Origin of the sequence: Streptomyces sp. CB00316 (assembly GCF_001905595.1) — a bacterium.
GTDB lineage: Bacteria > Actinomycetota > Actinomycetes > Streptomycetales > Streptomycetaceae > Streptomyces.
Genome location: NZ_LIXI01000001.1, coordinates 212967 through 237638 on the forward strand (window position 1 = coordinate 212967; position 24672 = coordinate 237638).

Here is a 24672-nt window from a genome sequence, read left to right on the forward strand (position 1 = left end):
CGCGCTGCGGCCCGTGTGGCGCGTGTGACCCGTGTGGGGCAGCACAACAGGGCGCGTCGCCAGGAATCGGCACAGGGTGGACGAGACGTACCGCGTTCCCACCCGGAGGTCGATGTGCAGCGTGAGCCCGGACCCGGGGGAGCGGAGCGGCTGAAGCTGCGCAGTCTCGCGGCCGCCCTGACCTCCCTCCTGGCGCTCGCCGCCACCTCGCTCGCGGCCGGCCCCGCCGCGGCCGCCGTGCGGGACGCGGCCCCGTGCGCGCTCCCCAGGACGTCCGCCCACCACTCGCTGGGCCTGGACAGCTGGAACGGGGCCTACCCCCAGCCCGACCGGCGCCTCGACGCGGTGATGATCTTCCTCTCGTTCCCGGACTCGAGGCCCGTGCTCACCCCCGAAGTGCTGGCCGCCGACCACTTCCCCTCGACCACCCGCTTCTTCGAGCGCGCCAGCTACGGCAGATTCACCCTGCGCCCGCACCCGCGGCGGAGCTGGACGCAGATGCCGCGGGCCTCCACCTGGTACGGCATAGAGCGCGACTGGGACGCCGAGAAGCGCACCGCCTACCTGCGCGACGCGATCGCGGCGGCCGACGGGGACGTCGACTTCTCGGCGTACGACATCGTCTATCTGGTCGCCGACCCGAACGCCCCGGGCGTGGACTCCGACGCCACGAAGGTCGTCAACTTCGACCGGCCGCTGCGCGCCGACTCCACCGACATCCGGCGCGTGGTCACGGTCTTCGAGCAGCACCCGCCCGACCGCAACGTCCTCGCCCACGAGACCGGGCACGTCTTCGACCTGGCCGATCTCTACCACCGGCCCACCGACGGCAAGGGCGACTGGGACACCTACGTGGGGGACTGGGACGTCATGGGGAGCCAGTTCGGCCTGGCGCCCGACCTCTTCGGCTGGCACAAGTGGAAGCTCGGCTGGCTGGGCGGGCCCCAGGTCGTCTGCGTCCGCGGCTCGGCCGACCTCACCCTGGAGCCGGTCGCCGCCGCCCCCGTGCCCGGCGGGTCGATCGGGACCCGGCTCGCCGTCGTCCGGACCGGGGAGGACAGCGTCCTGGCCATCGAGGCCCGCGGCGCCACCGGCAACGACCGGGGGACCTGCACCGAGGGCATCCTGATCTACCGGGTCCGCAGCGGCACGGCCTCCGGCGGCGGCCCGGTCGAGGTGATCGACACCCACCCGGAGACCGGTTCCTGCTGGGACCGCTCGGTCTACCCGCCGCTCGCCGACGCCCCGCTCACGGAGGGCGAGACCTACACCGTGCCGGGCGAGCGCACCCGCGTGGAGGTCGCCGACCGTACGCCGTCGGGCTCCTGGACGGTCAGGATCACGGCCGGCGTCTGAGGCCGTGTACGTCACGGACACGAAGAAGCCCCCCGCTTCCGCGAGGGGCTTCTTCCGTCGGTGCGCCGTCAGGGACTCGAACCCCGGACCCGCTGATTAAGAGTCAGCTGCTCTAACCAACTGAGCTAACGGCGCCTGCTGACGTCGTAGACATTAGCACCCTGATCCGCCCGAGGAAAAATCGAATGCCCGGACCCCTGGGACACCGCCGACCGGCTCACCCGGACGCAGGCCCAGAGCAGCACATCGGGCCCGGGCAGCCACGGATTGCGGGTGTCGGGCGCCACCAGCCAGCGCGGCCCGGAACCGCCGGACGGGCAGGTCAGGGGCGGTACGGTGACGGCGTCGCCGGTGCCGTGACAGAGCAGCGGGGGCACCTCGCCGCGCTGCGGGCGGGACGTCTCCCCGCCGCCGGACCCCCACTCCTCCCAGGCCAGCAAAGAGGGCAGCCGCTGGGCCGTTCCGGGGGCGGCGAAGAGCAGCATCCGGCCCCGGTGCACGGCGACGGGACCGGTGCCGGGGCCCTCGGCCCAGAGCCGTTCCAGCATCCGCCGCCCGAACAGCGCGGGCACGTTGACGACGTCGAACTGGGAGCCGCAGGGCAGCACCCCGGGCGAGGACGGGCGCTCCTCCCACTGCGCGAGCGTGGAGCGCGGGTAGGCGGAGGCCCCCGCCAGCCAGGCGGCACCGGCGGCGGTCACCTGGGCGGCCTGCGCTCCGGTCCGGTCCCGCAGCAGGGCGAAGATGTCGACGGCGTGGGGCGCGGCTCCGCCGGCCTGCAGGGTCGTTTCGTCTTTCAGCCAAGCGCTCATGGAGAAAAGGTCTACCGGGAGTGACGGAGCTGATTCCGAGAGTTGCCGGAAACCGGGACAGGGCATGAGGGGAAGGAGTATCTTGCCCGACCGGAATATGCCACGGGACCTGACCTCCGGTGGGAGCTCCCACCGGAACGTCCGTGCGGCCGGGGCCGGGCGCCTGGAGCGCTGCTCGTTCCCCGCGCGTCCGTGAGCGCCCGTCGGTCGGCACGTACGAGACGGGCCCGGCGCGCATTCTGCGTGCCGGGCCCGTCAGTCTGTCACCTACGTGCGGGTCACTGACCCGCGGTCTTCTTCCTGCGCAGGAGGAACATCGCCGCGCCGCCCGCGGCGACGAGGGCTACTGCGACTCCCGCGATCAGCGGCGTGGTGCTGGAGCTGCCGGTCTTCGCGAGGTCACCGCCGCCCGTGGTGCCGCCGGTGGTGTCGCCGGTGGTCTCGCCGGTCGTGCCGCCGGTCGTGCCGCCGGTGGTGTCACCCGTGGTGCCGCCGGTGGTGTCCTCGGACGGGCTGGGGCTCGGGCTGGAGGGCGGGGTCTCGCCGCCACCGCTCGTGCCGGGGGCAGGGGTGCCCTGCGTCTCGCAGTCCAGGACTCCCTGGAAACGCTCCGAGAAGCCGTTCGGGCCGGTGACGGAGAAGTCGTATGCCTCGTCCTCACCGACCGGGACGGTCACGGTCTTGTTCTCGCCCGCACCGACGGAGTGCTCCGCTCCGGCGAGTTCGAAGGTGAAGGCGGTGTCGCCGGCGTTGCTGACCGTGACGTCGATGCCGCCCGCGGTGCAGTTCTTCTCCGCGGTGACCGAGGGGATGGCGCCCTTCGTGGCCCAGTTCGCGGTCGCGTCCGCGGTGATCGTGGACTCGGTGGAGCCGGCCAGGATCTGCGTCTGGCTCTTGCTCGCGCTGGCGAAGGCCCGGCCGACCGGAACCTGTGTGGTCGTCTTGGCCGTGAGCGAGGCCTTGCCGTCGGCGGTGCCCGCGGGCACGTCGAAGTACAGCTCGGTGCCGTTGACGGCAGACGTGACGGCCTGGCCGTCCTTGTCGGTCACCTTGACCCCGGCCGCCACGGCGTCCGCGTTGGCGGCGACGGATACCTGGTCGGCGTCGGTGTGCACGGTCACCGGGCCGAGCTTCTCGCCCGACTTGCCGGACACCGCGTTCGGGTCCAGGGTCAGCGAGGTCTTGGGCTCCTGGAGGTTCTGGGCCTGCGCCTCGAGCCAGTCCGCGAGCTTCTCGGCCTGTGCGTCCTTCGCCTCGACCTTCGCCCCGTCCGAGAACCGCCAGATGGCGACCTGCGTACCGGCGGCAGCCGTCCCGGGAGTCAGCTTTCCGGCGCCCGCCTTCTGGGCGAGCGCGTTCAGGTCGCCGGCCTGCGGGTAGGAGTTACGAAGGATCCAGAGGATCTTCCCGGCGTCCTTGTTGTCGCCGAGCGAGGTCTGGCCCCAGGGGGTCTCCAGATACTTCGCTTTCTTCAGAGTCGGGTTGTGGATGTCGATGCAGTACGTCTGCAGTCGGCCGCCGCCTTCGACGCTCAGCTCGAACAGGCCCGCGGAGACGTTCTTGGTCCCGCCGTTGCTGTTGTGGATGCGGGCGTCGTCGAACGTCTTCAGTCCGTCCAGAGTGGCGATGGCGCCACCCTGGTGGTGAACGTCCTGGCCATCGGCCGAGGCGCTGCCGGCCCCGGCGAGTGAGCCCAGGACCAACAGCCCGACCGTGGCCGCTGTTGTGGCTATCCGGCGGCCGACGGGTCCCCGCCGCGGCGCGACAGAAGCTGAAAAGGTTGTCAACACAGAAGTCCCCTCCGGTGCGACTCATCCTTAAGGCGCGTCAGATGCGCCACACGAGATACGTGGTGGGAGAGTCGCGAACACAGTCTCAAGTGCCCAGTGAGCACGCGGGGATCATATGAAGAGAGCGATGCCGTATGCCTCCCGGCAGCACGATCTGAGCGTTCTGAATCGGAATCGTTACCTCCGAAGAGGTGAGGTCTGGCGCCGTTCTCCGGAGGCCGGGGGCACGAGCCCGTACGTCCGACCAGCGGTTACGGTGCGGGGCGTGCCGCCCGGTCCGGCTCTCCTGGTGGGGCGAGGTCGTTGAGGGCGAGGTGCGTGAGAAACGGTCCTCGGGCACCCTGCGGACGAGATGTGCGACACGGGGAGCCGTTCGTGCGCGCGTCGAGTGCAACTCCGCCTCGAGCTCGGAGTCGGGCCTGTCGGTTCTCGGCTGCTCCCCGGACCGCACCGCGGTTAGCTGCGTCGCGGTGGGAGACCGTGAAATGCCAGGGGCCCTGAGTCAGTGGTGGACGACCGGGCGCTCGTAGCCGCCCGCTGATCCGGGAAGCGGACACCGCCTCTGCACGGCAAGTCGGTTCGCCCGAGGTGGATATGGAGCTCGAAGGCTTAACGGTAGGGAAACGCGTCGCGACGAATTACGTCGCCAACCGCTCCCGACGCGCGGAAACACCGGCGAATCGGCCCTCTGTTGAGGTCCGGTATGTGTCGGGAGGGGAGAGAAATCCTCGCGCTGCCGCATTCGGTAAGTGCGGCCGACTGAGGTCCGCCGAAGCCGTGGAGCTCTGACGGAACCACTTCCCCGAAGGGGAGGCGCGCTGCCGTCCGATCGTGATGAAGATCACCGGTCGGCCTCAAAGGCATCTCTGGACCGAATAGTTGATCGGGTGTCAGTGTGTGACTGTCGCCTCGAACAGGTGGGCGAATACTGGGGGGATCATCAATGCGAAGACGTATCCATCACTCTGCGGCGATATCCGCACGTAAGGTCGGCAGGGCGCGGCGGTTGGGTGCCTTGGCCATTCCGCTTTCCGTTCTGCTGCTGGCCGAAGCGGGAATAGCCGCTGGTGCCGCTGTGGCGGTTGACGACACCCGAAGCCAAAAGGTCTCCGATGCCGCGGCGCCACGGGGAGTGGCCGAAGCTCAGGACGAGGTCTCGGCGCGCGCAGCCGCCGCCGCTCAGGAACGCCAGATAGAGGTTCTCGGCGCGCGCACCGAGAACACGACTCTCTGGGCCAACCCCGACGGGACCATGTCGCAGGAAACCCATGCCGGACCGGTCAGGTTCCGCAAGGGGAAGACCTGGGTCAACATCGACGTCGACCTGGAGAGGGCCGAGGACGGCTCGGTGCGGGCCAAGAGCCATCCGCGGGGCCTTGCACTGGCCGGCCGTACCGGCTCCACCGGCGGTGACCTGGTGACACTCGGCACCGGTGCGCACGAGGTCAGCCTCGGCTGGCAGGGCGCGCTGCCTGCCCCTGTTCTCCAGGGAAACAAGGCCACCTACGTGGACGTCCGGCCCGCCACCGACCTGGTGGTCGAGGCGACCAGGACGGGATTCGAGCAGTATCTGGTGGTCAAGGACCGCTCCGCGGCCGACGCGGCGGCCCGTATCACCCTTCCGCTCTCGGCGAAGGGCTTGAACACCACGCAGAACGCGGACCGGTCCGTCACGTTCACCGACGTCAAGACCAAGAAGACCGTGGGCAGACTCCCCGCCCCGGTGATGTGGGACGCCTCCCGTAACAAGCAGGGCCTCGCGGCCACCAACCGCGCCGCTGTGGCCCTGCAGGTCGCCGGGCAGGGTGAGGAGCTGGAACTGCGCCTCACCCCCGACCGGGAGTTCCTCGCGGACGAGGACACGCAGTACCCCGTGACCATCGACCCCGCGGTGTTCTTCGGCACCAACTTCGACACCGCCGTACGCGGCGGGGTGACCGAGGACCTCTCCGCCTCCATCGACCTGCCGGTCGGCCGGGAGTACGGCAAGCAGGCGGCTCGCTCCTTCGTGCACTTCCCGAGGAACTTCGTCGTCTCGGGCAAGGAGATCCTCAACGCGGAACTCAACCTCTACTCGGTCTGGTCCGACTCCTGCGAGCCCAGGTCGTGGGAGCTCTGGGACACCGGACTGACGTCGAGCGCCACGCGCTGGAGCAACCAGCCCGCCTGGCGTTCGAAGGTCGCGACGTCGACGAGGACCCTCGGCCACTCACCCGCCTGCGGAGCACAGTGGATCCAGACGGATGTCACCGGTCTCGTGAAGGAATGGGCGGTGGCGGACCGCGCCGAGAACTCCATCGGCATACGCGCCACCGACGAGGCCGACACCAAGGCGTACAAGATCTTCGCCTCCAGTGACGCGCCGGCCAACGGACCGTCGCTGCTCGTCACGTACGAGGTTCCGGCCGACCCCGTCAAGGATCACGTCACCTACTGGAACGACGTCCTGCAGGCGACCTACCGTCAGATCGGTGGAGCTCCGGGGCCACTGGCCCGGGCCGGTGCGATGATGCACGGCGCGATCTACGACGCCGCGAACTCCGCGCAGTGCGCACAGGGCTCCGCGAAGTGCTTGGGGGACGCCTATCTCATCAAGGTCGCCTCGCCCGGTGAGCTGCCGGACATCAACAGCGCCATCGACCACGCGGCCTTCGACGTTCTGCGATCGGTGTACCCGCAGCTCAACTTCGACCAGGAGATCGCGGACGCTCGCGCTACCATCCCCGCCGGGGTCACCGGCGCGCAGCGGGCAGCGGGTTCCTCGGTCGGACAGCAAGCGGCAGCGGCCATGATCGCGGACCGGCAGAACGACGGCGCCACGAGCAATACCGCCTACACGCCCAGCACCGCTCCGGGGCAGTGGCGCCCCACGGGGAGCGGTACCGCGGCCACCCCGGGCTGGGGCCTGCTCAAGCCGTTCGGTATGGCTTCCAGTTCTCAGTTCCGTCCTCAGAGCCTGCCCACGCTCGCCGGCAGCTCCGAGGTGCTCACGAGCGCGGAGTACGCCAGGCAGGTCAACCAGGTCAAGTCCCTGGGCAAGTCCGACTCGACGCAGCGCACCGCAGATCAGACACGGGCGGCCCTCTTCTGGGCCAACGACCTGGACGGCACCTACAAGCCCCCGGGCCAGCTCTTCGAGTTCACCCAGACCGTCTCGCGTGACCGGGGCCTGTCGGTCACCGCGAACGCCAAGCTCTTCGCGCTGACCGCCTTCTCCATGGCGGATGCAGGCATCGTCGCGTGGGATGCCAAGTACCGGACCGACCTCGATCTCTGGCGTCCGGAGTCCGCGATCCGGCTCGACGGCGATGGCAACGCGGCCACCGTCATCGACCCCAACTGGCAGCCGCTCTCGCAGGACCGCAACGGTCAGCACTTCTCGCCGCCCTTCCCCGCCTACGTCTCGGGGCACGCCACCTTCGGCGGCGCCTGGGCGAAGGCCATGGAGCAGTGGTTCTCCACCGACGATGTCACCTTCACCGCCTCCACCGAGGACCCGAACGCAGTCGGTGTGACACGGACGTTCAACAGCTTCTCGGCCGCCGCGGACGAGAACGCCATCGGCCGTGTGTGGCTGGGTGTCCACTACGACTGGGACGGCACCGAGGGCGTTTCCTCCGGCGCCGACGCGGCAGCCTACGTCACCGCGAACGAGGTGAGGAGCAACACCTCGTCCACATGGGTCGCGTACGAGACTCTGAAGAACCTCGGCGGCTGTGAGGCGCTGGGCGACAAGCTGGTCGCCGAGCACCGCTGGACCACGTACCAGTGTGTGCGAGTCACCACCGCGAACACCGACCACGCGCTGTCTGTGAAGTAGCCGCCCCACCTCCAGGAAGGAACAGAAGCAATGCGTCTGTTCGACAAGACACTTGGCACGTGGTCACGGGTCGCGGTCGCGCTGGCCGCCGCAGTGGTCGTCGGAGCCGTCGCCGCTCCCCTCTCCACGGCCGACCCCAAGCCGGAGGGCTCGCAGGCGGCAGCTGGCGGCGCCCCCGATCGGCTCCTCGCGACCCCCGAGGTGCCACGAGTCTCCGACGGCTCCTACTCGGGCTTCCAGTTCTGTGGAATCCCGGACAGCCCGCCGCAGGTCACGACGGACCGGCCGAGTCTCGCGGCGACTCTCGAATCGGTGGCGCCCCCCGGGTCCGTCGAGCCGCCCGAAGACGCGGCTCGGTCCGGCCGCAAGGTCGTCTTCGAGGTGACCGAGGCGGACGGCAGGCCCGTCCTGACCGAGAACACCAGAACCGAGGCCAGTCACACGGCTGTTTACCAGATCCCCGAGGCCAAGCTCTCCAGCGGTGACTACCGCTGGAGAGTACGGGTCCAGGACGGTCCGGCCATCTCGCAGTGGACCGCGTGGTGCGACTTCTCCGTGCGTTTGGCGGGCTAGGGTCTTTCGTTTGGATCAGGCCCGCAAGCCCGGCGTGATCCAAACGAGAGGCCCAGTCCGCCAGACAACGGCTCAGGCCCCCGCGCTTCGGCTCGGGGGCCTGAGCCGTTGATCGCACTGCCGCACCGGGAGGTTCCGAGATCTCCGGCGGAGTGGAGCTCAGGCGGTTGACGCGTCCAGCAGGGACCGCCCGAACTCGATCATCTTCTTCGCGTAGTCCTCGGTCCACTCCGCGCGTTCCGCGACGTCCGCCGCCGTCAGCCGGTCGAACCGGCGCGGATCGGCGAGCTGCGCCGCCGCCATCGCCTGGAACTCCACCGACCGGTCCGTCGCCGCGCGGAAGGCCTGTGTCAGCTCGGTCGCGCGGGCCAGCAGCTCGCGGGGATCGTCCATCGACTCCAGGTCGAAGAAGTGCTCCGGGTCGGCCACCGCCTCCGACGGCTCGAAGAGCAGCGGCGCGGGGCGCAGCCGCTGCCGTTCGTTCCGCTCGGACTGTGTCATGTGCTGTTCCTTCCTCTGGCGGCCCCGGACGGCCACCCTCCATTGTCCAACCCCGCGCAAGAGGGCCGCAGGGCTTTGGGCCCTCAGGTCGCCTGCGGCCGCCACCGCACCCGGTGCTCGGCGAGGTGGGCCAGCACCGCGTGGTTGGCCTCCCAGCCGTCGGGGAACTTCACCGTGACGCCGAGCTGGACCGGCTCCGTGGACGGGTGCTCGTCCAGCAGGTCCGCCACCCCTTCCCGGCACACCACGATGCAGGCGTGGCGGTGGCGCGAGGCCAGCACGCACAGGCGGCCCGTCTCCAGGTGGAAGGCGGTGGCGTCGGGGCGGCCCGACAGCGGGTGCAGGACCACCGTGACGTCGAACTCGCGGCCCTGGAGGCGGTTCGCCGTGTCCACCGCCACCCCCGTGACGCCCAGCTCGGCGAGGGCCGCCCGCACCGCCGCCGCCTGGTCGCGGTGGGCCGTACCGACCGCCACCCGGTCCGCCGTCACCGGCACGGGCTCCTCCGCCCGCTCGCTGGTGGCGACGCCGCCCCGGTCCAGCAGCCGCCGGACCACCAGCGCCACCGCCCGTACCGCCTCGGGGTCCGTACGCGGGGTGTGCCGGGCCGGCAGCTCCAGCAGCCCCCACCCGGCCTCGGCCGCCTCGTCCAGCACCCGGTCCGGGCCCGACCCGTCCGAGGGCACCCCGAACGAGAGCTTCCGGTCCCCGTGGTCCGTACCGCTGCGGAACGGCGTGTACGGGTAGAACGCGTCCGACACCAGCGGCGCCGCAGACGCCGGGAGCCGCCAGGAGACCGGCAGCCGGTGCTGCGGCAGCTCCGGGTTGTGCGCGAGCAGCGTGGAGACCGCGCTCGCCGACGGGTCGTAGCTCAGCCCGGCCCACTGGTCCGCGCCCACGATCGAGAACGGGTCCAGCTGCCCCGGGTCCCCGACGAACAGCGCCCGCTCGAACAGCCCGGCCACGGCCAGCAGTGCGTCCGAGCGCATCTGGTACGCCTCGTCGACGATGGCGTGCCCCCACGGCTCCACGTTCTTCACGTGCGCCCACTTGGCGGCCGTCGAGATCACCACGTCCAGCCCGGCCAGATCGGCCGCCTTCGCCGACTTCGTCACGTTGTCGAGGCCGTCCAGCACCTTGTCGTACGGGTCGGAGTCGCTGCTGTGCAGCCGGCCCACCGGAAGCTCCGGGTCCTTCTCCGCGAGCCGCACCACCAGGTCGTCGACCTGGGCGTTGGTCTGCGCGATCACCATCAGCGGGTGCCCGGCGGCGGCCAGCTCCAGGGCCGCCCGGACCACCAGGGTCGACTTGCCCGCGCCGGGCGGGGAGTCCACGACGATGCCGCGGGCGGAGCCGCGCAGGGTGTCGTCGAGGATGGCCCCGGTCGCCCGCGCCGCCTCCGCGCCGGGGTCGAAGACGGTCCTCACAGCGGGCCCTCCGTGGTGACGGGGGTCGAGGTCACAGCAGGTCCTCCGGGGTCACGGGGTCGGGGTGCTCGGCGCGTGTGGCGGCGTCCGCGCCCGGCGGGCCGCCGTGGGTCCACGGGGTTTCCTCCGGGTCGGGCAGCTTCGGGCCGCCGCGCTGGTCGTGCTCGAACAGGGTCCAGGCGATCCGCTCACCCGGCTCCGGCAGCGAACCGGGCGCGGGTTCCTTGCCCCGCCCCATCCGGTCCATGATCCGCAGGACCATGACCACGTCACCGTCACCGTCGCCGGCGTTCTCGGAGACGTACCGCACGAACTCCGCCGTCTGCGGCTTGCCGTCCAGCGAGCGGTACACCTTGGTCCGCTCGCCCAGGTGCGGCCGCTCGTCCGTGCGGAGGGTGACCAGCGGGCGCGGGGACGGCCGTCTGGACTCGGTGTACGCCATCTCGACGTCGGTCACGTCCGCCAGGAAGGCCTCGCCCGCCAGCCGCCGCCCGGCCAGCACCAGCGGGTCGTCCAGCGCCTCCTGGGCTTCCAGCTGGGCCTGCGCGGTCTCGCGGGAGGCCAGCTTCTGCGCGGCGGTCACCGCGTCGTCGCGGCGCGGCTGCGGCGGCTCGCCGGAACTCACCCGGTCCCGGTGGGCGGTGAAGGACCAGCGGTCCCGGGTCCAGCGGTCCTCGGCCCGGGCCCCCTCGGGCAGCTCCCGCAGCAGGTCGAGCCCCTGCCACACCTTGTCCCAGGTCGGCAGCATCACCTTCGCGAGGAGGGAGCGGATCTCGCGCTCGGCGTTGCTCAGCTCGCCGAGCCGCCCGTCCGCCGCGAGCCCGTCCTCGGCCGCCGCGAGCGCCGCTCGGGCCCGGTCGTACGTCTCGATCGCCGGGGCGAGGAGCCGGTTGTCGAAGGCCGGGTCGGTGGCGGGCCCGGCGGGCGGGCAGAGGAGCTGCCCGTGCTGGTCGCGGCCCAGCTCGGCCGTGAGGGCGGCCTCCGCGCCGGATGCGTTCTGCGGCGGGTCGATCCAGGCGAGCAGCGCCCCCAGGTGCTGGTCCTCCAGGCTGCTCTGGCCGGTCGCCCAGTGCCGGTTCAGCAGGTCCGTGGCGGCGAGGAGCAGCGAGGAGCCGGGCACCCGGGCCCGCTCCCCGTAGTGCGTGAGCCAGCGGCCGAGCAGGGGGACGCGGGCCGGGGCCGGGTACGGCGTCTCCGGATCGTCCTCGGCGGTCCGGCGGAACCGCATGGACCGGCCCAGCAGCCGGACGAACTCGATGCCCGCCCGGCTCGGCACGATCAGCTGGGGCGCGTCCGTGCAGAGCTCGACCTCGACCTTGGTCCTCTTGCCGGTCGCCGGGTCGGTCTCGTTGCGCTCGGCGGGCTCGACCACGTCCGCGTACGCCTCGATGTGCGGAAGCACCGCTTCCGCCAGCTCGGCCAGGAACGCGAACCGCAGGTCCCGGTCGCGCGGCTGGGCGACGGCCAGCAGCCGGGGCGCCTCGCGGTCCGTGCCGACCAGGGCGCCGAGCGGGGCCCCGGCCTCCCCGGCGGTGGTCAGCGGCACGATCACCAGGGGCCGGTCGGTGAGGTGGCGGTGGCGGACGGTGGCCAGCGGCTGGGCGCGGCCCGAGTCGACCGCCTCCAGCCGGGCGAGGGTGGTGATCAGCGACATGCGGCGACACCCTCCGGAGCCTGGGCGCGCAGGGCGGCGGCACTCTCCAGCGCGTCGGCACGCAGGTCGGCGGCCCGGCGCAGGGCGGCCACGGTCGGGTCGGCGGGGTCGCCCTCCTTGCCCGCGGCGGCGGCCAGCACCCCGGCGACCGTGGTCAGCCCGCCCAGCTCCCCGCGCACACTCCGCCCGAGCGTCGCCACGGCCCCCTGGGCCCGGGACCGCGCCCGGCAGTGGAAGGCCAGCTCGCAGGCGGCCAGGCACTCGGGGGCGTAGGCGGCGGTGACGGAGGAGACGGCGGACTCCAGCTCCTGCGGCGAGCACGCCGGGTCGAACGTCGTCCCCTCCGGGAGGGCGTCCGCGATGTCCTCGATGCGGGTGAGGCGGGTCAGCTGGCGGCGGGTCACGGCGCGCTGCTTGCGTACGTCGACGACGGAGGCGGTCGGCAGGTTGGAGAAGTCCTTCGGGCAGACCAGCAGCACCCGGTGGCCGACCTCGGCCCCCTCGGTCACCGCGGCGACCCGCTCCAGCGCCAGCACGTACACCGCGGCCTGGCGGGCCGCGGCCCCGACCTTCGCGGCGTCGGCGGAGGCGTCGATCATCGGGAACGACTTGATCTCGACGACGGTCCAGCGGCCGTCGGGGTGCACCACCACCGCGTCCGGCTCCAGATAGGCGGGGGAACCCGCCACCTCCAGGGCCAGCATCGGGTGGTCCAGCAGCGCCCAGCCGCCCGCCGCCGTCGCCTCGCGCAGCGCGAGCGCGGTCCGCGCGGCCCGGCCCTCGGGACCGGCGGCGCTCAGGTCGGGCGTGGAGACGTCCCCGGCCGGGGCGGGGGAGCCGCCGAGCCGCTCGTACATCAGACGCAGCAGCTCGGTGCCGCCGTCGGCCTTGACCTTGGCCTCGAAGGCGTTACCCCGCATGAAGGCGAACTGGGACTGCCCGAAGGGGGCGGGGGAGCCGAGCGCGGTGGCGAGCACACCCTTGTCGACCCCGGCGCCGTCGAGCAGGGCGCGGCGTTTGCAGCCGGGGTTGGCGGCGAGAGCGGCGAGCGCGCGGGCGTCGAGCGGATGCGGGGCGACGGAGGGGCCGCGCAGCTCAGCGAGCCGCTGCCGGAGCGTCGTCGGCCGAGGCTGTCGCGCCGTCGGCTGCCGCGTCGGGGGAATCTGCGGAGGAGGTCCGCTGGCCGGGGATTCGCTCACCCGCGGAAGTCTTGCATCCGGCACTGACAATCGGGGACTTCACCGGCTCGGAGGTGGTGCGCACGGTGGCGAAGGCGGTCCCCAGACGCCCCTTCACCCGGTCGGCCAGCCGCATGACCGGCCTGGTCAGCAGGGCTCCGAGCCCCATCACGGCGCCGCCGGCGACCGCGTCCAGGAAATAGTGGTTGGCGGTGCCCATGACGGTGACCGTGGTCACCAGGGGGTACGCGATGCCGGCGGCCCGCAGCAGCGGATGCCGGGTGTGGCGCCACAGGAGGATGCCGCACCACAGGGACCAGCCGACGTGCAGGCTGGGCATGGCCGCGTACTGGTTGGTCATCCCGCTCAGCCCGCGTGGGGCGCTCGCGCCGGCGCCCCACCAGCCGTACGCGCTGTACTGCGCCATCGTGTCGACGAAGCCGTGGCTCGCGTCCAGCAGCCGGGGCGGGCAGGTCGGCACCAGGGTGAAGCCGATCAGGCCGAGCAGGGTCGAGTTCATCAGCCAGACCCGGGCCGCCCGGTACGCGGCCGATCTGCGCCGGAACATCCAGACCAGGATCGCCGGGGTGACCAGGTAGTGCAGGGAGGCGTACGCGAAGTCGGCGGGTATGCCTATGGAGGGGGTGCTGGTGAAGAGACGATTCAGCGGGTGCTCGGCGTTGAGATGGAACGCCTGCTCGAACCGGAGGATCGCCAGGCCGTTGTCGACCGCCGTCGACACGTCGCCGCGCACGAGGAGGCGGCCCACCGAGTAGAAGCCGTACACCACCGCGATCAGTGGGAGTTCCGTCCACCAGCGGGGCCGGTGACCGGTCGCGGGCAGGGCGGTGGCGTGCGGCATCCGGTGGCTCTCCCCATGTTCATGCGGCCGACGGCGGGCGTTCAACCGTAAGGCGGAGGTAAGCCGCCGACGCCCCCGGGGGTCCCCTTCCGGACGTCCCCTACGCAACCTGCCCCGTCGTGGCTCCGGCACCGCGGCGGAGGGTCGCTCGGAGAGGGACGTCGCCACCGCCCCGGAGGTTGCCTCGCGAGGCGGTGCGGGATGATTGAGGGCCCAGCACCACCGTTCCAGGGAGAGCCTTCATGGCACCGCGCATCCTGCTCGCTCGGCATGGCCAGACCCAGTGGTCGGTCCAGGGCAACCACACCGGCAGGACGGACATCCCGCTCCTGGACACCGGCCGCGAGGGCGCGAAGCTGCTCGGCGAACGGCTGCACCGGGCGCCGTGGGGCGGGCTGCCCGGCGTCGAGGTCCGCACCAGCCCGCTCGTCCGGGCCTCCGAGACGTGCGAGCTCGCCGGGTTCGGGGAGCGGGCGGAGCCGTGGGACGCGCTGATGGAGTGGGACTACGGGGCGTACGAGGGGCTGACCCCGGCGCAGATCAAGGCGGACCGGCCGGACTGGCTGATCTGGCGCGACGGGGTCCCCGAGGGAGAGAGCCTCGCGGAGGTCACCGCTCGCGCGGACGAGGTGGTGGAGTGGGCGCGCTCGGCGGACCGCGACGTGCTGGTCTTCGCCCACGGCCACATCCTGCGCGTCCTCGCCGCGCGCTGGCTGGGCGAGGACGTCTCCTTCGGTGCGCGCCTGCGCCTGGAGCCGACGTCGCTGTCGGTGCTGGCGTGGGCGTACGGGCTGCCGGCGCTGGAACGCTGGAACGACACGGGTCACCTGGAGCGGTAGGGCCCGCCCGGCGCCTTTGCAAGCCGTCCTGCGACCGCGTGAGCCCGTTCCGGCGACTTCTCAAGCCCGTCCGGCGCTTGAGGACGGAACCCCGGGCGCACGCGAGCCCGCCGCCGGACGGGCTGGGAGGGACCCCGGACGGGCCGGATGCGGCGACCCCTCAGGCGGAGAGGGACTCCCGGTGGCGGGTCAGGAAAGACGCCGCCGCCGACACCCCACCCGCCCGGGCCTCCAGCACCCGGACCGCCCCCGCCACCATCCCCCGGATCCGCGAGGACTGGACCCGGTCCAGCAGGTCCAGGACCTGGTGGCCCGTCGCCGCCGCCTCCTCCACCCGGCCCGCCCGTGCCAGGTCCCCGGTCAGCTGCGCCCGGTACAGCGCCAGGTTCCGGGTGAAGTGCGCGTCCTGGAGCGCCGCCGCCCGCCGCCCGTGCCGCGCCGCCCGGGACCAGTCGCCCAGCGCAGACCAGCACTGCGCCTCCAGCAACTCCAGCTCCGCCTCCCGGAAGAAGCTCATCCACTCCGGGTCACCCCCGGCGGCCCCCCGCTCGAACGCCGCCCGGGCCCGCCCGATCGCCCGGTCGCACCCCGTACGGTCCCCGAGCCCGGCTCGGCCCCCCGCCTCCCGCAGCGCGAGCAGCGCCAGCAGCCGGGGCGAGCCCAGCGTGCGGGCCGCCCGCTGCCCGGCCTCGGCCGCCCGTACCGCCTCCCGGGGCCGCCCCGCGTCCCGGGCCAGGAACGACGTGTTGCAGAACGCGTGCGCCTCAAGGCCCGCGTCCCCCGCCAGCCGCGCCGTGGCCAGCGCCTCCGCGTAGTGCGAGCGCGCGTCGTCGAACCGCCCCGAGTCATGGGCCAGCCACCCCACCGAGATGGCCAGCTCGCCCGCGCCCGCGTGCAGCCGGTCCGCGGTCGCCCGCCGCGTGGTGGTCCCGGCGTCCAGCAGCTCGTACGCCGCCCGCAACGGCCGCGAGGCCTGCCGGTAGAGCCCGTCCGCGCCGTGCCGGTCGTCCAGCACCCGGATCCGCCGTACCGCCTGCTCGACGGCGTCCACCTCGCTCTCACCGACCCGGCGCTGCGCGGGCAGGGAGACCCTGGCGGCGGAGGCGGGCGCCCCGCCCAGACCCAGGGAAGCGGCGGCCACGGTGGCCGTGCCGCTCATCATGAACACGCGACGCAGCACATCGCTCTCCTCGTCGGTGGGGGCGGTCTCATCGGTGGTGCGGTGCAGAGGCGCGGCGGGCCCGGGCGGCGGCGGCTCGGAGACGACCCGCGCCCCCCGCCCCCGTACGCTCTCGCGGGCCGAGAACCCCAGGTCGGCCAGGGAGGCCCCGGGGAACATGTGCAGGAAGACCCGTTCGTACGCGTAGTTGGGGCAGCGGATCTCCCCGGACTCCACGCGTCCGATGTACCGGGCATCGCACGCGACCTGCTCACCGATCTCACGCGCCGCCCTGCGGACCGCGGCCGCGAACTCTCCTGCGGAGCGCTGTCCGCGCAGCTGGCGGAAGACGAGGTTGGGAACTGCCCCTGTCGACACCATGGCCGGCCCCTCTCTGGTGCAAGCCGGGTTCTGCTTTCCGGTGTCCCGGCGGAGCAAGAACGTACCTGCTGTGACAGGGAACATACGTGATTATTCGTGGTATATAGGGGCATCTCGCCCGTGATCCGCCATGAACTGCCACCCTTTGCGGCGGTGTGATCCCGTAGCCCTTGACGCTCCGCCGCCGTTGGTCCATGTGGATACGGAGTGTGGCTCCGTTCGGCGATGAGAGGAGGGGTTCCCTTGTTGCACATCGGCATGGAGACCGGCTCACGGACGACCGCGACGAACCCGACGACGACCACGACCCCCACCACGGACCCCGCACCGGCACCCGTAGCCGCGGACCAGCCCTGCGACCTCGTCACCGTCCCCGCCCGCCAAGGGCTGGAGGCCGTCGACATCCTCCGGCGCGGCCGGGACAACGAGGCCGTCGGCCCGGTCCTCCACAACGGCGTCTGCGACACCCTCGGCTTCCTCGTCCCGCCCGGCACCGCCGACGCCTGGGACGTACCGGGCAGCGCCTGTACGCGGACCGACGGCCGCGGCCTGCGCCTCCCCACCACCCCGCCCGCCGCCGGTTCCGGCTGGCTGCTCCCGCCCGCCGAGGACGCCCCGGTCACCGACCCCGCCGCACTCCGCGCCGCCCTCGACCAGGCGGCCCGCCTGCTGGAGGCTGCCGACGGCTGCCGATGAGCCTCCCCCGGCGCTGCGCCCATAATGGCCTGACGGGCGGACACCTCCGCCGCTGCCGGTATCCCGGGCCCCGACCAGCAAGGACCAGCGCACGTGGCACGTCGAGGAGCGCCGACCGGGGGCAGGAAGGACCGCCGAGGCGCGAGCCGGGCCGAGCGCGAACCCTTCTCCGGCCCCGTCGACAGCGGTCTCGCCGAGCTCATACCCGACCGGGAGCGCCCGGACGGCTGGACGCTGCTGCTGGACGGCGCCCCGCAGTCCCACGTGGACCTCGGCGACCCCGCCCACCTCTCCTTCGCCTACCAGCGCCGGCTCGGCCACATCATCGACCTCGCCGCGCCCCCGCTCCAGCCCTTGAACGTCCTGCACCTCGGCGGTGGCGCCTTCACCCTCGCCCGGTACACCGCCGCCACCCGCCCCCGCTCCACCCAGCAGGTCGTGGAGGTCGACGCGGCCCTCGTCCAGCTCGTCCGCGACCGGCTCCCGCTGGACCCGCAGGCCCGCGTACGGGTCCGGGCGCTGGACGCGCGCGAGGGGCTCGGCAAGTTCCCGGACGGCTGGGCGGACCTGGTCATCGCGGACGTCTTCAGCGGGGCCCGTACCCCCGCCCACCTGACCTCCGCCGAGTTCCTCACCGAGGTACGCCGGGTCCTGAAGCCCTCGGGGCAGTACGCCGCGAACCTCGCCGACGGGCCCCCGCTCGCCCACCTGCGCGGCCAGGTGGCCACGGCCGCCGCCGTCTTCCCCGAACTGGCGCTCGCCGCCGATCCCGTGGTCTGGCGCGGCCGCCGCTTCGGCAACGCGGTCCTGCTCGCCTCCGCGCTGCCCCTCGCCGTCGCCGAGTTCACCCGCCGGGTGGCGAGCGACCCGCACCCCGGCCGGGTCGAACACGGACGGGCGCTCACGGACTTCACCGGGGGCGCGGCGGTCGTCACCGACGCGGCCTCCAAGCCGTCACCGGCCCCCCCGCCGTCCGTCTTCGAGAAGTCGTGAACGGCTCACGGTTCGACGACCTGCACCGTCGGCGGCGTCCCGTTCCACGTGCAGAACACCGAGTACGTCTTGCCGTCCACCCCGCCCCCGTCGCTGAAGTCCACCCGGATCCAGGCGTCGTTCGTCCACACCTGCATCGACCAGCCCGGCTCGGGGGTCGCCGAGACGAGTTTCGCCGAGCTCTTCCCCAGCTCGAACACGACCCGGCCGCCGTCGGTGCGGTACCCCTTCACCTCACCGGAGTTCGCGGCGGGCTCGGGGGAGGCCGGAGGGGGCGCCGGGGCGCTGGACGGCGTACGGGAGGGGCGTGCGGCCGACGGCGACGGGCTCGCACTGCTGCCGCCCGCCGAGAGGGAGGGGGAGGGTGACGGCGAGGGGCGGTGCGTCGAGGAGACGAGCGGCTCCTCGGTGGACTGCCCGATCCGCTGAGGGGCCCCCGCGCCCACGGAGATGGGCACGGCCCGGGGCGGGTCGTACGCCGTCCCCGTCATGACCGTGTGCACACCCCACCACGACAGCGTGACCGCCGCGCCGGTGGCGAGCAACCACGCGAGCGCGTGTACGAGTCCTCGTTGCATCCGGGACATCCTGCACCACCCGGACCTGGACTGTCCCCCTCCGGTACCGTCCGTTCCGCCTCGGACCGCCCTCGTCTTCCGCCTCGGATCGTCTCCCGTTCCGCCTCGGACTGCCTCCTGATTCCGGCTCGTGTTCCGGCCTTTGCGGAGGATTCCGGCGAGGTGGGACGGGGCAGGGACCCGGCCCGGCCGTATGGCGTACGGTGCCGCCCATGGCAAGTGTGCTCGTGGTCGAGGACGACCAGTTCGTACGTTCCGCCCTCATCCGGCACCTCAGTGAGGCCTCCCACACGGTACGGAGTGTGGGCACCGCGCTCGAAGCGCTGCGCGAGGTCGCGCACTTCCGCTTCGACGTGGTCATCCTCGACCTCGGGCTGCCCGACCTGGACGGCGGCGAGGCGCTCAAGATGCTGCGGTCCATCACCGACGTCCCGGTCATCATCGCCACCGCCCGGGACGACGAGAGCGAGATCGTCCGGCTGCTCAACGACGGCGCCGACGACTACCTGACCAAGCCCTTCTCCGTGGAGCACCTCTCCGCCCGCATGGCCGCCGTGCTGCGCCGCTCCCGCGCGGCCGGTGACCAGGCGCCGCCGCCCCGGATCATCCGCGTCGGCGGGCTCGCCATCGACCCGCTGCGCCGCCGCGCCGAACTCGACGGCGCCGAACTCGACCTGACCCGGCGCGAGTTCGACCTGCTGACCTTCCTGGCCGGGCGCCCCGGGGTCGTCGTCGCCCGCAAGGAGCTGCTGGCCGAGGTCTGGCAGCAGTCGTACGGCGACGACCAGACCATCGACGTCCACCTCTCCTGGCTCCGCCGCAAGCTCGGTGAGACCGCCGCCCGGCCGCGCTACCTGCACACCCTGCGCGGCGTCGGCGTGAAGCTCCAGCCGCCCGCCGACACCCCGCACCCCGACGCCCCGGCCCCGGAGCCGCCCGCATGAGGTGGGCCCTGGTCAAGGTGTGTCTGGCGGTCACCGCGATGGTCGTCATCGCCTTCGCCGTGCCGCTCGGGCTGGTCATCCGGGAGATGGCCAGCGACCGGGCCTTCTCCGACGCCGAACGCCAGGCCGCGATGATCGCCCCGGCGCTCTCCATCACCACCGACCGCGAGGAGCTGACCCGGGCCGTCCTCTCCACCGAGCCGGGCGACCGGGGCCGGCTCGCCGTCCACGTACCGGCCCCCGCGAAGGCGGCGGACGGAACCGGGGGCGAGGCGCTGGACATCGGCACCCGGCGGGCGAGCCCCAAGGACGTCGCGACCGTACGGAAGGCCGGGCGCGCCTCCATCACCGAGGTCACCGGCGGCTTCGCCCTGCTCCAGCCCACCGCGCTGTCCACCGGTGACATCGCCGTCGTGGAGGTCTTCGTCCCCGAGGGGGAGGTCTCCAACGGGGTCGCCACCGCCTGGCTGATCCTGGCGGGCGTCGGCGTCGCCCTGATCGTCGGCTCGGTGGCGGTCGCGGACCGGCTCGGCGTACGGATGGTCCAGCCCGCCCAGCGCCTCGCGGGCGCCGCCCACGACCTGGGGGAGGGGCGGCTCGGCACCCGGGTCCCCGAGGAGGGCCCCACCGAACTCCGTTCCGCCGCCGTCGCGTTCAACTCCATGGCCGACCAGGTCGTCCAGCTCCTGGCCAACGAGCGCGAGCTCGCCGCCGACCTCTCGCACCGGCTGCGCACCCCGCTCACCGTCCTCCGGCTGAACGCCGCCTCCCTCGGCGAGGGCCCGGCCGCCGACCAGACCCGGGCCGCGGTGGAACAGCTGGAGCACGAGGTCGACACGATCATCCGGACCGCCCGCGAACAGCGCCCGCAGACCCAGGGCGTCCAGACGGGCGCCGGGGCCGGGTGCGACGCCTCCGAGGTGATCCGGGAGCGCATGGACTTCTGGTCGGCGCTGGCGGAGGACGAGGGGCGCGAGGTGCGGCTCGCGGGAGTGGACCGTACGGTACGCATCCCCGTCGCCCGCCCCGAACTGGCCGCCGCCCTGGACGCGTTGCTCGGCAACGTCTTCCGCCACACCCCCGAGGGCACCGCCTTCGCCGTCGACGTCCACCACAGCGGTGACGCGGTCATCGTCCTCGTCTCGGACGCGGGGCCCGGGATCGCCGACCCGAAGGCGGCCCTGGCCCGGGGGACCAGCGGCGGCGGCACCCGGGCGGGCGCGGTCGGGTCCACCGGCCTCGGCCTGGACATCGTGCGCCGGGTCGCCGAGTCCACCGGCGGTGACCTGCGCATCGGCCGGTCCGTGCTCGGCGGCACGGAGGTCCGCATCTGGATCGGCCTGCACGGCAGCAGCCCGGAGCGCGGACGGCGCGGCCACGGCCGCCGGGTGGCCCGCCGGTTCGGCCGGCAGCGCCGCAAGGAGCCCCGCACCACGGCCGGCCCCGGGCCCCATCCCGGGGCCCATCATTAACCCGCTCCCATGCGTCCCTTAAGCCCACCCTAAGAACAGCAACTCCTGTCCCCAACGCCCGCTTTGCCCGTTCCGCTGCCGCTAGCGTCTGTCACACACCCCCCAGGGAAATCCGCAGGACAGCAAGACACACAGGCAGGCAGGGCACGTTGATGGGTTCCAGGACGCACCGCCGCACGGCGAGCACCCGCACCAAGGCGGTCGGCGCGCTCGTCGCCGCCGCGGTCATCGGCGGGACGGTCCTCGCCCTGACCGGTACGGCGCAGGCGGCCGCGATCGGGGCGGCGTACACCCGGACCAGCGACTGGACCAGCGGCTACACGGGGCAGTACGTCGTCACCAACGAGACGGACAAGACCCTCACCGACTGGACGCTCCAGTTCGAGCTTCCGGCGGGCACGAAGATCGGCTCGCTCTGGAACGGCGAGCACACGGTGCAGGGCAACCGCGTCACCGTGAAGCCCGCGAGCTGGGACAAGGAGCTGGCTCCCGGGAAGTCCGTGACGGTCGGCTTCGTCACCTCCGCCACCGGTACGGCGGGCGACCCGGCCTCCTGCCTCATCAACGACACCACCTGCTCCGCCGGCGGCCCGGCCCCCACCCCCAGCGGCCGCCCCACGGACACCCCGACGACCGGACCCACGCCCACCCCCACCTCCTCCGCCTCTCCCACCGCGTCCGCGTCCCCCAGCGCGACCGCACCGACCCCCACGCCGGCCCCCACCGCCACCGGTCGCCCCGGTGGCGGCGGGGAAACCGGCTCCCGGTTCGCCCCCTACATCGACACCTCGCTCCATCCCGCGTACGACCTCCTCGACACCGCCGCGAAGACCGGGGTGAACGAGTTCCACCTCGCCTTCATCACCTCCGGCGGCAGTTGCGCCCCGCTCTGGGGCGGCGTCACCGGCCTCGGCGACGACCAAGTGGCCCAGCAGATCGGCGCGCTCCGGGCGCAGGGCGGTGACGTCCGGGTCTCCTTCGGTGGCGCGGCCGGTGCCGAACTGGCCCTGAACTGCTCCTCCCCCGCCGAACTCGCCGCCGCGTACGGCAAGGTCGTCGACGCCTATCAGCTCACCAAGGTCGACTTCGACATCGAGGGCGCCGCCCTGCCCGACGCGGCCGCCAACACCCGCCGCGCCCAGGCCATCGCCCAGCTCCAGAAGAAGTACCCGGACCTGGACGTCGCCTTCACCCTCCCCGTCATGCCCGAGGGGCTGACCCAGCCCGGCATCGACCTGCTCGCCGACGCCAGGAAGAACGGCGTCCGGGTCGACGCGGTCAACATCATGGCGATGGACTACGGGCCCGCCTACAGCGACGACATGGGCGAGTACGCCATCCAGGCGGCGACCGCGACGCAGGCCCAGATCAAGGGAGTCCTCGGGCTCTCCGAGGCCGCCGCGTGGAAGGCCGTCGCCGTCACCCCGATGATCGGCGTGAACGACGTCGTCACCGAGATCTTCACGGTGGAGGACGCCACGCAGGTCGTGAAGTTCGCCCGGGAGAAGGGCGTCGGCCGCCTGGCCATGTGGTCCGGCACCCGGGACAAGGCCTGTCCGGGCGGTCCCAAGCCGGCCGCCGACGCCACGTGCAGTTCCATCGACCAGGAGCCGCTGGCCTTCACGAAGGCGTTCGCGGCCTACCGCTAGCCGGCTCTCCCACAGACCACCCCCGCACACCCCACGCGCGCGCCCCGGCCGGGCCACCCCACCACCGGCCGGGGCGCGCCCCTTCACCCGGCCTGGGCCCGCCACTCCTGCGCGTACTCGTCGAAGATCGCCCGCAGTACACATCGTCGGTCACGGTGATCGTTCGGGTTCTGCTCGCCGACGATGGAGACGATCTGCTCGGTGACCCGGGTGGAGAGCGCCAGCGAGGGCGGGTTGCTCGGGTTGACGCCGGGGACCGGCATGACCAAAGGGGGTATAAGGGCGAAAGCGACAGGGGTGGCCCCTCCCGGCACTCCGTCCGGCTCCGGCCGGCCCCGTTCACCTCTCGACGGGTGGTCGGCTCCGACGCCCTCACGTGACGCGGTGGACACCCTTCGGCAACGGAATCGTCTTCAACTCTTGACACCCACCCCCTTGAGGCAGGAACCTTCCGGCATCGGCGCATGGGAGCGCTCCCACAACCAAGGGGGAGATCCCGCGCGCTTCCCTTCCGTAAGGCTTCCCCGTCCTTTCCAGAGGACTTCCCCGCAACAAGGAGCAGTGGAATGCGCATCACCCGCAGCGTTGCCGGTCGACGCCGGAGAACCGCGATCGTGGCCACCACGGGCCTGACGGTCACCGCCCTGCTGCTCACCGGCTGCGGCGGCTCGTCCGACTCGGGCAGCAAGGGAGCCGACGCCGACGGCAACATCACGCTGACCGTGGCCGACTTCGGCCAGTTCGGGTACAAGGAGGCCGGGCTCTTCGAGAAGTACCACGAGCTGAACCCGAAGATCACGGTCAAGGAGGACACCACCGCCGAGGAGAAGAACTACTACCCCAAGCTGCTCCAGCAGCTGAACTCGGGCAGTGGCCTCGCGGACGTCCAGGGCATCGAGGTCGGCCGGATCAAGGAGATCGTCGACACCAAGGCGGACTCCTTCGCCGACCTCTCCAAGGTGATCGACGTCAACGAGTGGGTCTCCTGGAAGGCCAAGCAGGCCACCGCCCCCAGCGGCGCGGTGATCGGCGCCGGCACCGACATCGGCCCCATGTCCCTCTGCTACAACCGCGAGCTGTTCGAGAAGGCCGGACTGCCCACCGACCGCGTCGAGGTCGCCAAGCGGACCGCCGGCGGCTGGGAGGACTTCCTGGCGCTCGGCGAGGAGTACAAGAAGAAGGCCCCCAAGGGCACGTACTTCATGGACTCCGCGAGCGCCATGTTCAACGCGGTCGTCAGCTCCAGCCCCGAGCAGTACTACGACGCGAGCGGCAAGCCCGTCTACAAGGAGAGCGCCAGCGTCAAGAAGGGCTGGGAGCTGGCCGCCGAGGCCGCGTCCAAGAAGCTGACGCAGGGCCTGGCCCAGTTCGAGGACCAGTGGCAGGCGGCCCTGCGCAAGAGCACCGTCGCCACCGTCGTCTGCCCCGCCTGGATGGCCGGCCAGATCTCCACGTACGCCGGTGACGCCAACAAGGGCAAGTGGGACATCACCAGCGCCCCCGGGGAGACCTCCGCCAACTGGGGCGGCTCCTTCCTCGCCGTACCGAAGTCCGGGAAGAACGTGGAGGAGGCCACCAAGCTCGTCAAGTGGCTGACCGCCCCCGCGCAGCAGGCCGCCGTCTTCAAGGCGATCGGGGTCTTCCCGTCCAACCAGGGCGCCTACGAGCTGCCCGAGGTGAAGAGCGCCACCCTGCCGTACTTCAACGACGCGCCCATCGGCCAGATCTACGCGGACGGGGCGAAGTCCATCCCCGAGGCGGTGCTCGGCCCGAAGGACGGCGTGATCAAGGACTCGATCTCCACGCAGATCAACAACATGGAGCAGCGCGGTACGAAGCCGGACGCGGCCTGGGACGTCGCGGTCCGCACGATCGACAAGGCGATCGGCTGACCTGACCCGGCCGCCCGCCGGGGCGGGCGGGCGACTCCTGCCGCGCCCGCCCGCCCGCCCCGGCCGGTCCGGCCGGTCCGCGCCGCGCCCGCCCGC

At 72.5% G+C, this 24672-nt stretch carries 20 protein-coding genes and 1 tRNA gene; 10 read left to right on the forward strand and 11 right to left on the reverse strand.

Going from position 1 to position 24672, the window contains the following annotated elements; genetic code table 11:
* The first annotated feature begins 114 nt into the window (after window positions 1-114).
* Window positions 115-1356, forward strand: a complete 1242-nt coding sequence (locus tag AMK21_RS00950; protein ID WP_073873173.1) for a M6 family metalloprotease domain-containing protein — start codon at window positions 115-117, stop codon at window positions 1354-1356.
* A 61-nt stretch (window positions 1357-1417) separates the two neighbouring features.
* Here AMK21_RS00950 and AMK21_RS00955 read toward each other — a convergent pair.
* The 3 genes from AMK21_RS00955 to AMK21_RS00965 all read right to left on the reverse strand — a co-directional run bounded on the left by AMK21_RS00955 (window position 1418) and on the right by AMK21_RS00965 (window position 3871).
* A tRNA-Lys gene (locus tag AMK21_RS00955) sits at window positions 1418-1491 on the reverse strand.
* On the reverse strand, window positions 1482-2168 hold the full coding sequence (locus AMK21_RS00960; RefSeq protein WP_073873177.1) for a bifunctional DNA primase/polymerase: 687 nt from the start codon (window positions 2166-2168) through the stop codon (window positions 1482-1484). The genes AMK21_RS00955 and AMK21_RS00960 overlap by 10 nt, the downstream gene beginning before the upstream one ends.
* Before the next feature lie 278 nt (window positions 2169-2446).
* Window positions 2447-3871: an LAETG motif-containing sortase-dependent surface protein gene (locus tag AMK21_RS00965; RefSeq protein WP_308311687.1), complete on the reverse strand. Its 1425-nt coding sequence runs from the start codon at window positions 3869-3871 to the stop codon at window positions 2447-2449.
* 1219 nt (window positions 3872-5090) lie between these two features.
* On the opposite strand from AMK21_RS00965, the gene AMK21_RS00970 reads away from it, so the two are divergent.
* Both AMK21_RS00970 and AMK21_RS00975 read left to right on the forward strand, forming a co-directional pair.
* Entirely contained in the window at window positions 5091-7778 is a 2688-nt protein-coding gene (locus tag AMK21_RS00970) for a DNRLRE domain-containing protein (protein WP_073873180.1), read from the forward strand.
* A 30-nt stretch (window positions 7779-7808) separates the two neighbouring features.
* Window positions 7809-8351, forward strand: coding sequence for a hypothetical protein (locus AMK21_RS00975; RefSeq protein WP_073873182.1), 543 nt, complete (start codon window positions 7809-7811; stop codon window positions 8349-8351).
* A gap of 159 nt (window positions 8352-8510) precedes the next feature.
* Here AMK21_RS00975 and AMK21_RS00980 read toward each other — a convergent pair whose 3' ends face one another.
* The 5 genes from AMK21_RS00980 to AMK21_RS01000 form a co-directional block, all read right to left on the reverse strand.
* Window positions 8511-8852, reverse strand: coding sequence for a hypothetical protein (locus AMK21_RS00980; protein ID WP_073873185.1), 342 nt, complete (start codon window positions 8850-8852; stop codon window positions 8511-8513).
* Between the two features lie 83 nt (window positions 8853-8935).
* The gene (locus AMK21_RS00985; protein WP_073873189.1) at window positions 8936-10279 is read right to left on the reverse strand and encodes an AAA domain-containing protein; all 1344 of its coding nucleotides are present in this window, start codon (window positions 10277-10279) and stop codon (window positions 8936-8938) included.
* A gap of 31 nt (window positions 10280-10310) precedes the next feature.
* On the reverse strand, window positions 10311-11933 hold the full coding sequence (locus AMK21_RS00990; RefSeq protein WP_073873192.1) for a hypothetical protein: 1623 nt from the start codon (window positions 11931-11933) through the stop codon (window positions 10311-10313).
* A complete protein-coding gene (locus AMK21_RS00995) occupies window positions 11924-13132 on the reverse strand; it encodes a hypothetical protein (protein ID WP_073873195.1) in 1209 nt (402 codons plus the stop codon). The genes AMK21_RS00990 and AMK21_RS00995 overlap by 10 nt, the downstream gene beginning before the upstream one ends.
* On the reverse strand, window positions 13029-13973 hold the full coding sequence (locus AMK21_RS01000) for a phosphatase PAP2 family protein (protein WP_073873197.1): 945 nt from the start codon (window positions 13971-13973) through the stop codon (window positions 13029-13031). Before AMK21_RS01000 ends, AMK21_RS00995 begins: the two co-directional genes overlap by 104 nt.
* Window positions 13974-14215: 242 nt before the next feature.
* On the opposite strand from AMK21_RS01000, the gene AMK21_RS01005 reads away from it, so the two are divergent.
* Window positions 14216-14812: a histidine phosphatase family protein gene (locus AMK21_RS01005; RefSeq protein WP_073873199.1), complete on the forward strand. Its 597-nt coding sequence runs from the start codon at window positions 14216-14218 to the stop codon at window positions 14810-14812.
* A 160-nt stretch (window positions 14813-14972) separates the two neighbouring features.
* Here AMK21_RS01005 and AMK21_RS01010 read toward each other — a convergent pair whose 3' ends face one another.
* Window positions 14973-16352: a transcriptional regulator gene (locus tag AMK21_RS01010; protein WP_073873201.1), complete on the reverse strand. Its 1380-nt coding sequence runs from the start codon at window positions 16350-16352 to the stop codon at window positions 14973-14975.
* A gap of 243 nt (window positions 16353-16595) precedes the next feature.
* Here AMK21_RS01010 and AMK21_RS01015 point away from each other — a divergent pair, with 243 nt between their 5' ends.
* Both AMK21_RS01015 and AMK21_RS01020 read left to right on the forward strand, forming a co-directional pair.
* The gene (locus AMK21_RS01015; RefSeq protein ID WP_199863078.1) at window positions 16596-17048 is read left to right on the forward strand and encodes a hypothetical protein; all 453 of its coding nucleotides are present in this window, start codon (window positions 16596-16598) and stop codon (window positions 17046-17048) included.
* Window positions 17049-17141: 93 nt separating this feature from the next.
* Window positions 17142-18041, forward strand: coding sequence for a spermidine synthase (locus AMK21_RS01020; protein WP_073873203.1), 900 nt, complete (start codon window positions 17142-17144; stop codon window positions 18039-18041).
* Between the two features lie 5 nt (window positions 18042-18046).
* Here AMK21_RS01020 and AMK21_RS01025 read toward each other — a convergent pair whose 3' ends face one another.
* On the reverse strand, window positions 18047-18619 hold the full coding sequence (locus AMK21_RS01025; protein WP_073873205.1) for a hypothetical protein: 573 nt from the start codon (window positions 18617-18619) through the stop codon (window positions 18047-18049).
* Between the two features lie 212 nt (window positions 18620-18831).
* Here AMK21_RS01025 and AMK21_RS01030 point away from each other — a divergent pair, with 212 nt between their 5' ends.
* The 3 genes from AMK21_RS01030 (at window position 18832) to AMK21_RS01040 (ending at window position 22684) form a co-directional block, all read left to right on the forward strand.
* Complete coding sequence (locus AMK21_RS01030; protein ID WP_073873207.1) at window positions 18832-19563, forward strand: response regulator transcription factor; 732 nt, start codon at window positions 18832-18834, stop codon at window positions 19561-19563.
* Window positions 19560-21035, forward strand: a complete 1476-nt coding sequence (locus AMK21_RS01035) for a sensor histidine kinase (RefSeq protein WP_073873208.1) — start codon at window positions 19560-19562, stop codon at window positions 21033-21035. Before AMK21_RS01030 ends, AMK21_RS01035 begins: the two co-directional genes overlap by 4 nt.
* A 152-nt stretch (window positions 21036-21187) precedes the next feature.
* Window positions 21188-22684 carry a cellulose binding domain-containing protein gene (locus AMK21_RS01040; RefSeq protein ID WP_073873210.1) on the forward strand — a complete coding sequence of 499 codons (1497 nt, stop codon included), beginning with the start codon at window positions 21188-21190 and terminating at the stop codon, window positions 22682-22684.
* Window positions 22685-22767: 83 nt separating this feature from the next.
* On the opposite strand, the gene AMK21_RS01045 is transcribed toward AMK21_RS01040, so the two are convergent.
* The gene (locus tag AMK21_RS01045; RefSeq protein WP_073873212.1) at window positions 22768-22947 is read right to left on the reverse strand and encodes a hypothetical protein; all 180 of its coding nucleotides are present in this window, start codon (window positions 22945-22947) and stop codon (window positions 22768-22770) included.
* Window positions 22948-23250: 303 nt separating this feature from the next.
* Between AMK21_RS01045 and AMK21_RS01050 the strand changes: the two genes are divergently transcribed.
* On the forward strand, window positions 23251-24576 hold the full coding sequence (locus AMK21_RS01050; RefSeq protein ID WP_073873215.1) for an extracellular solute-binding protein: 1326 nt from the start codon (window positions 23251-23253) through the stop codon (window positions 24574-24576).
* The last annotated feature ends 96 nt before the right edge of the window (window positions 24577-24672 follow it).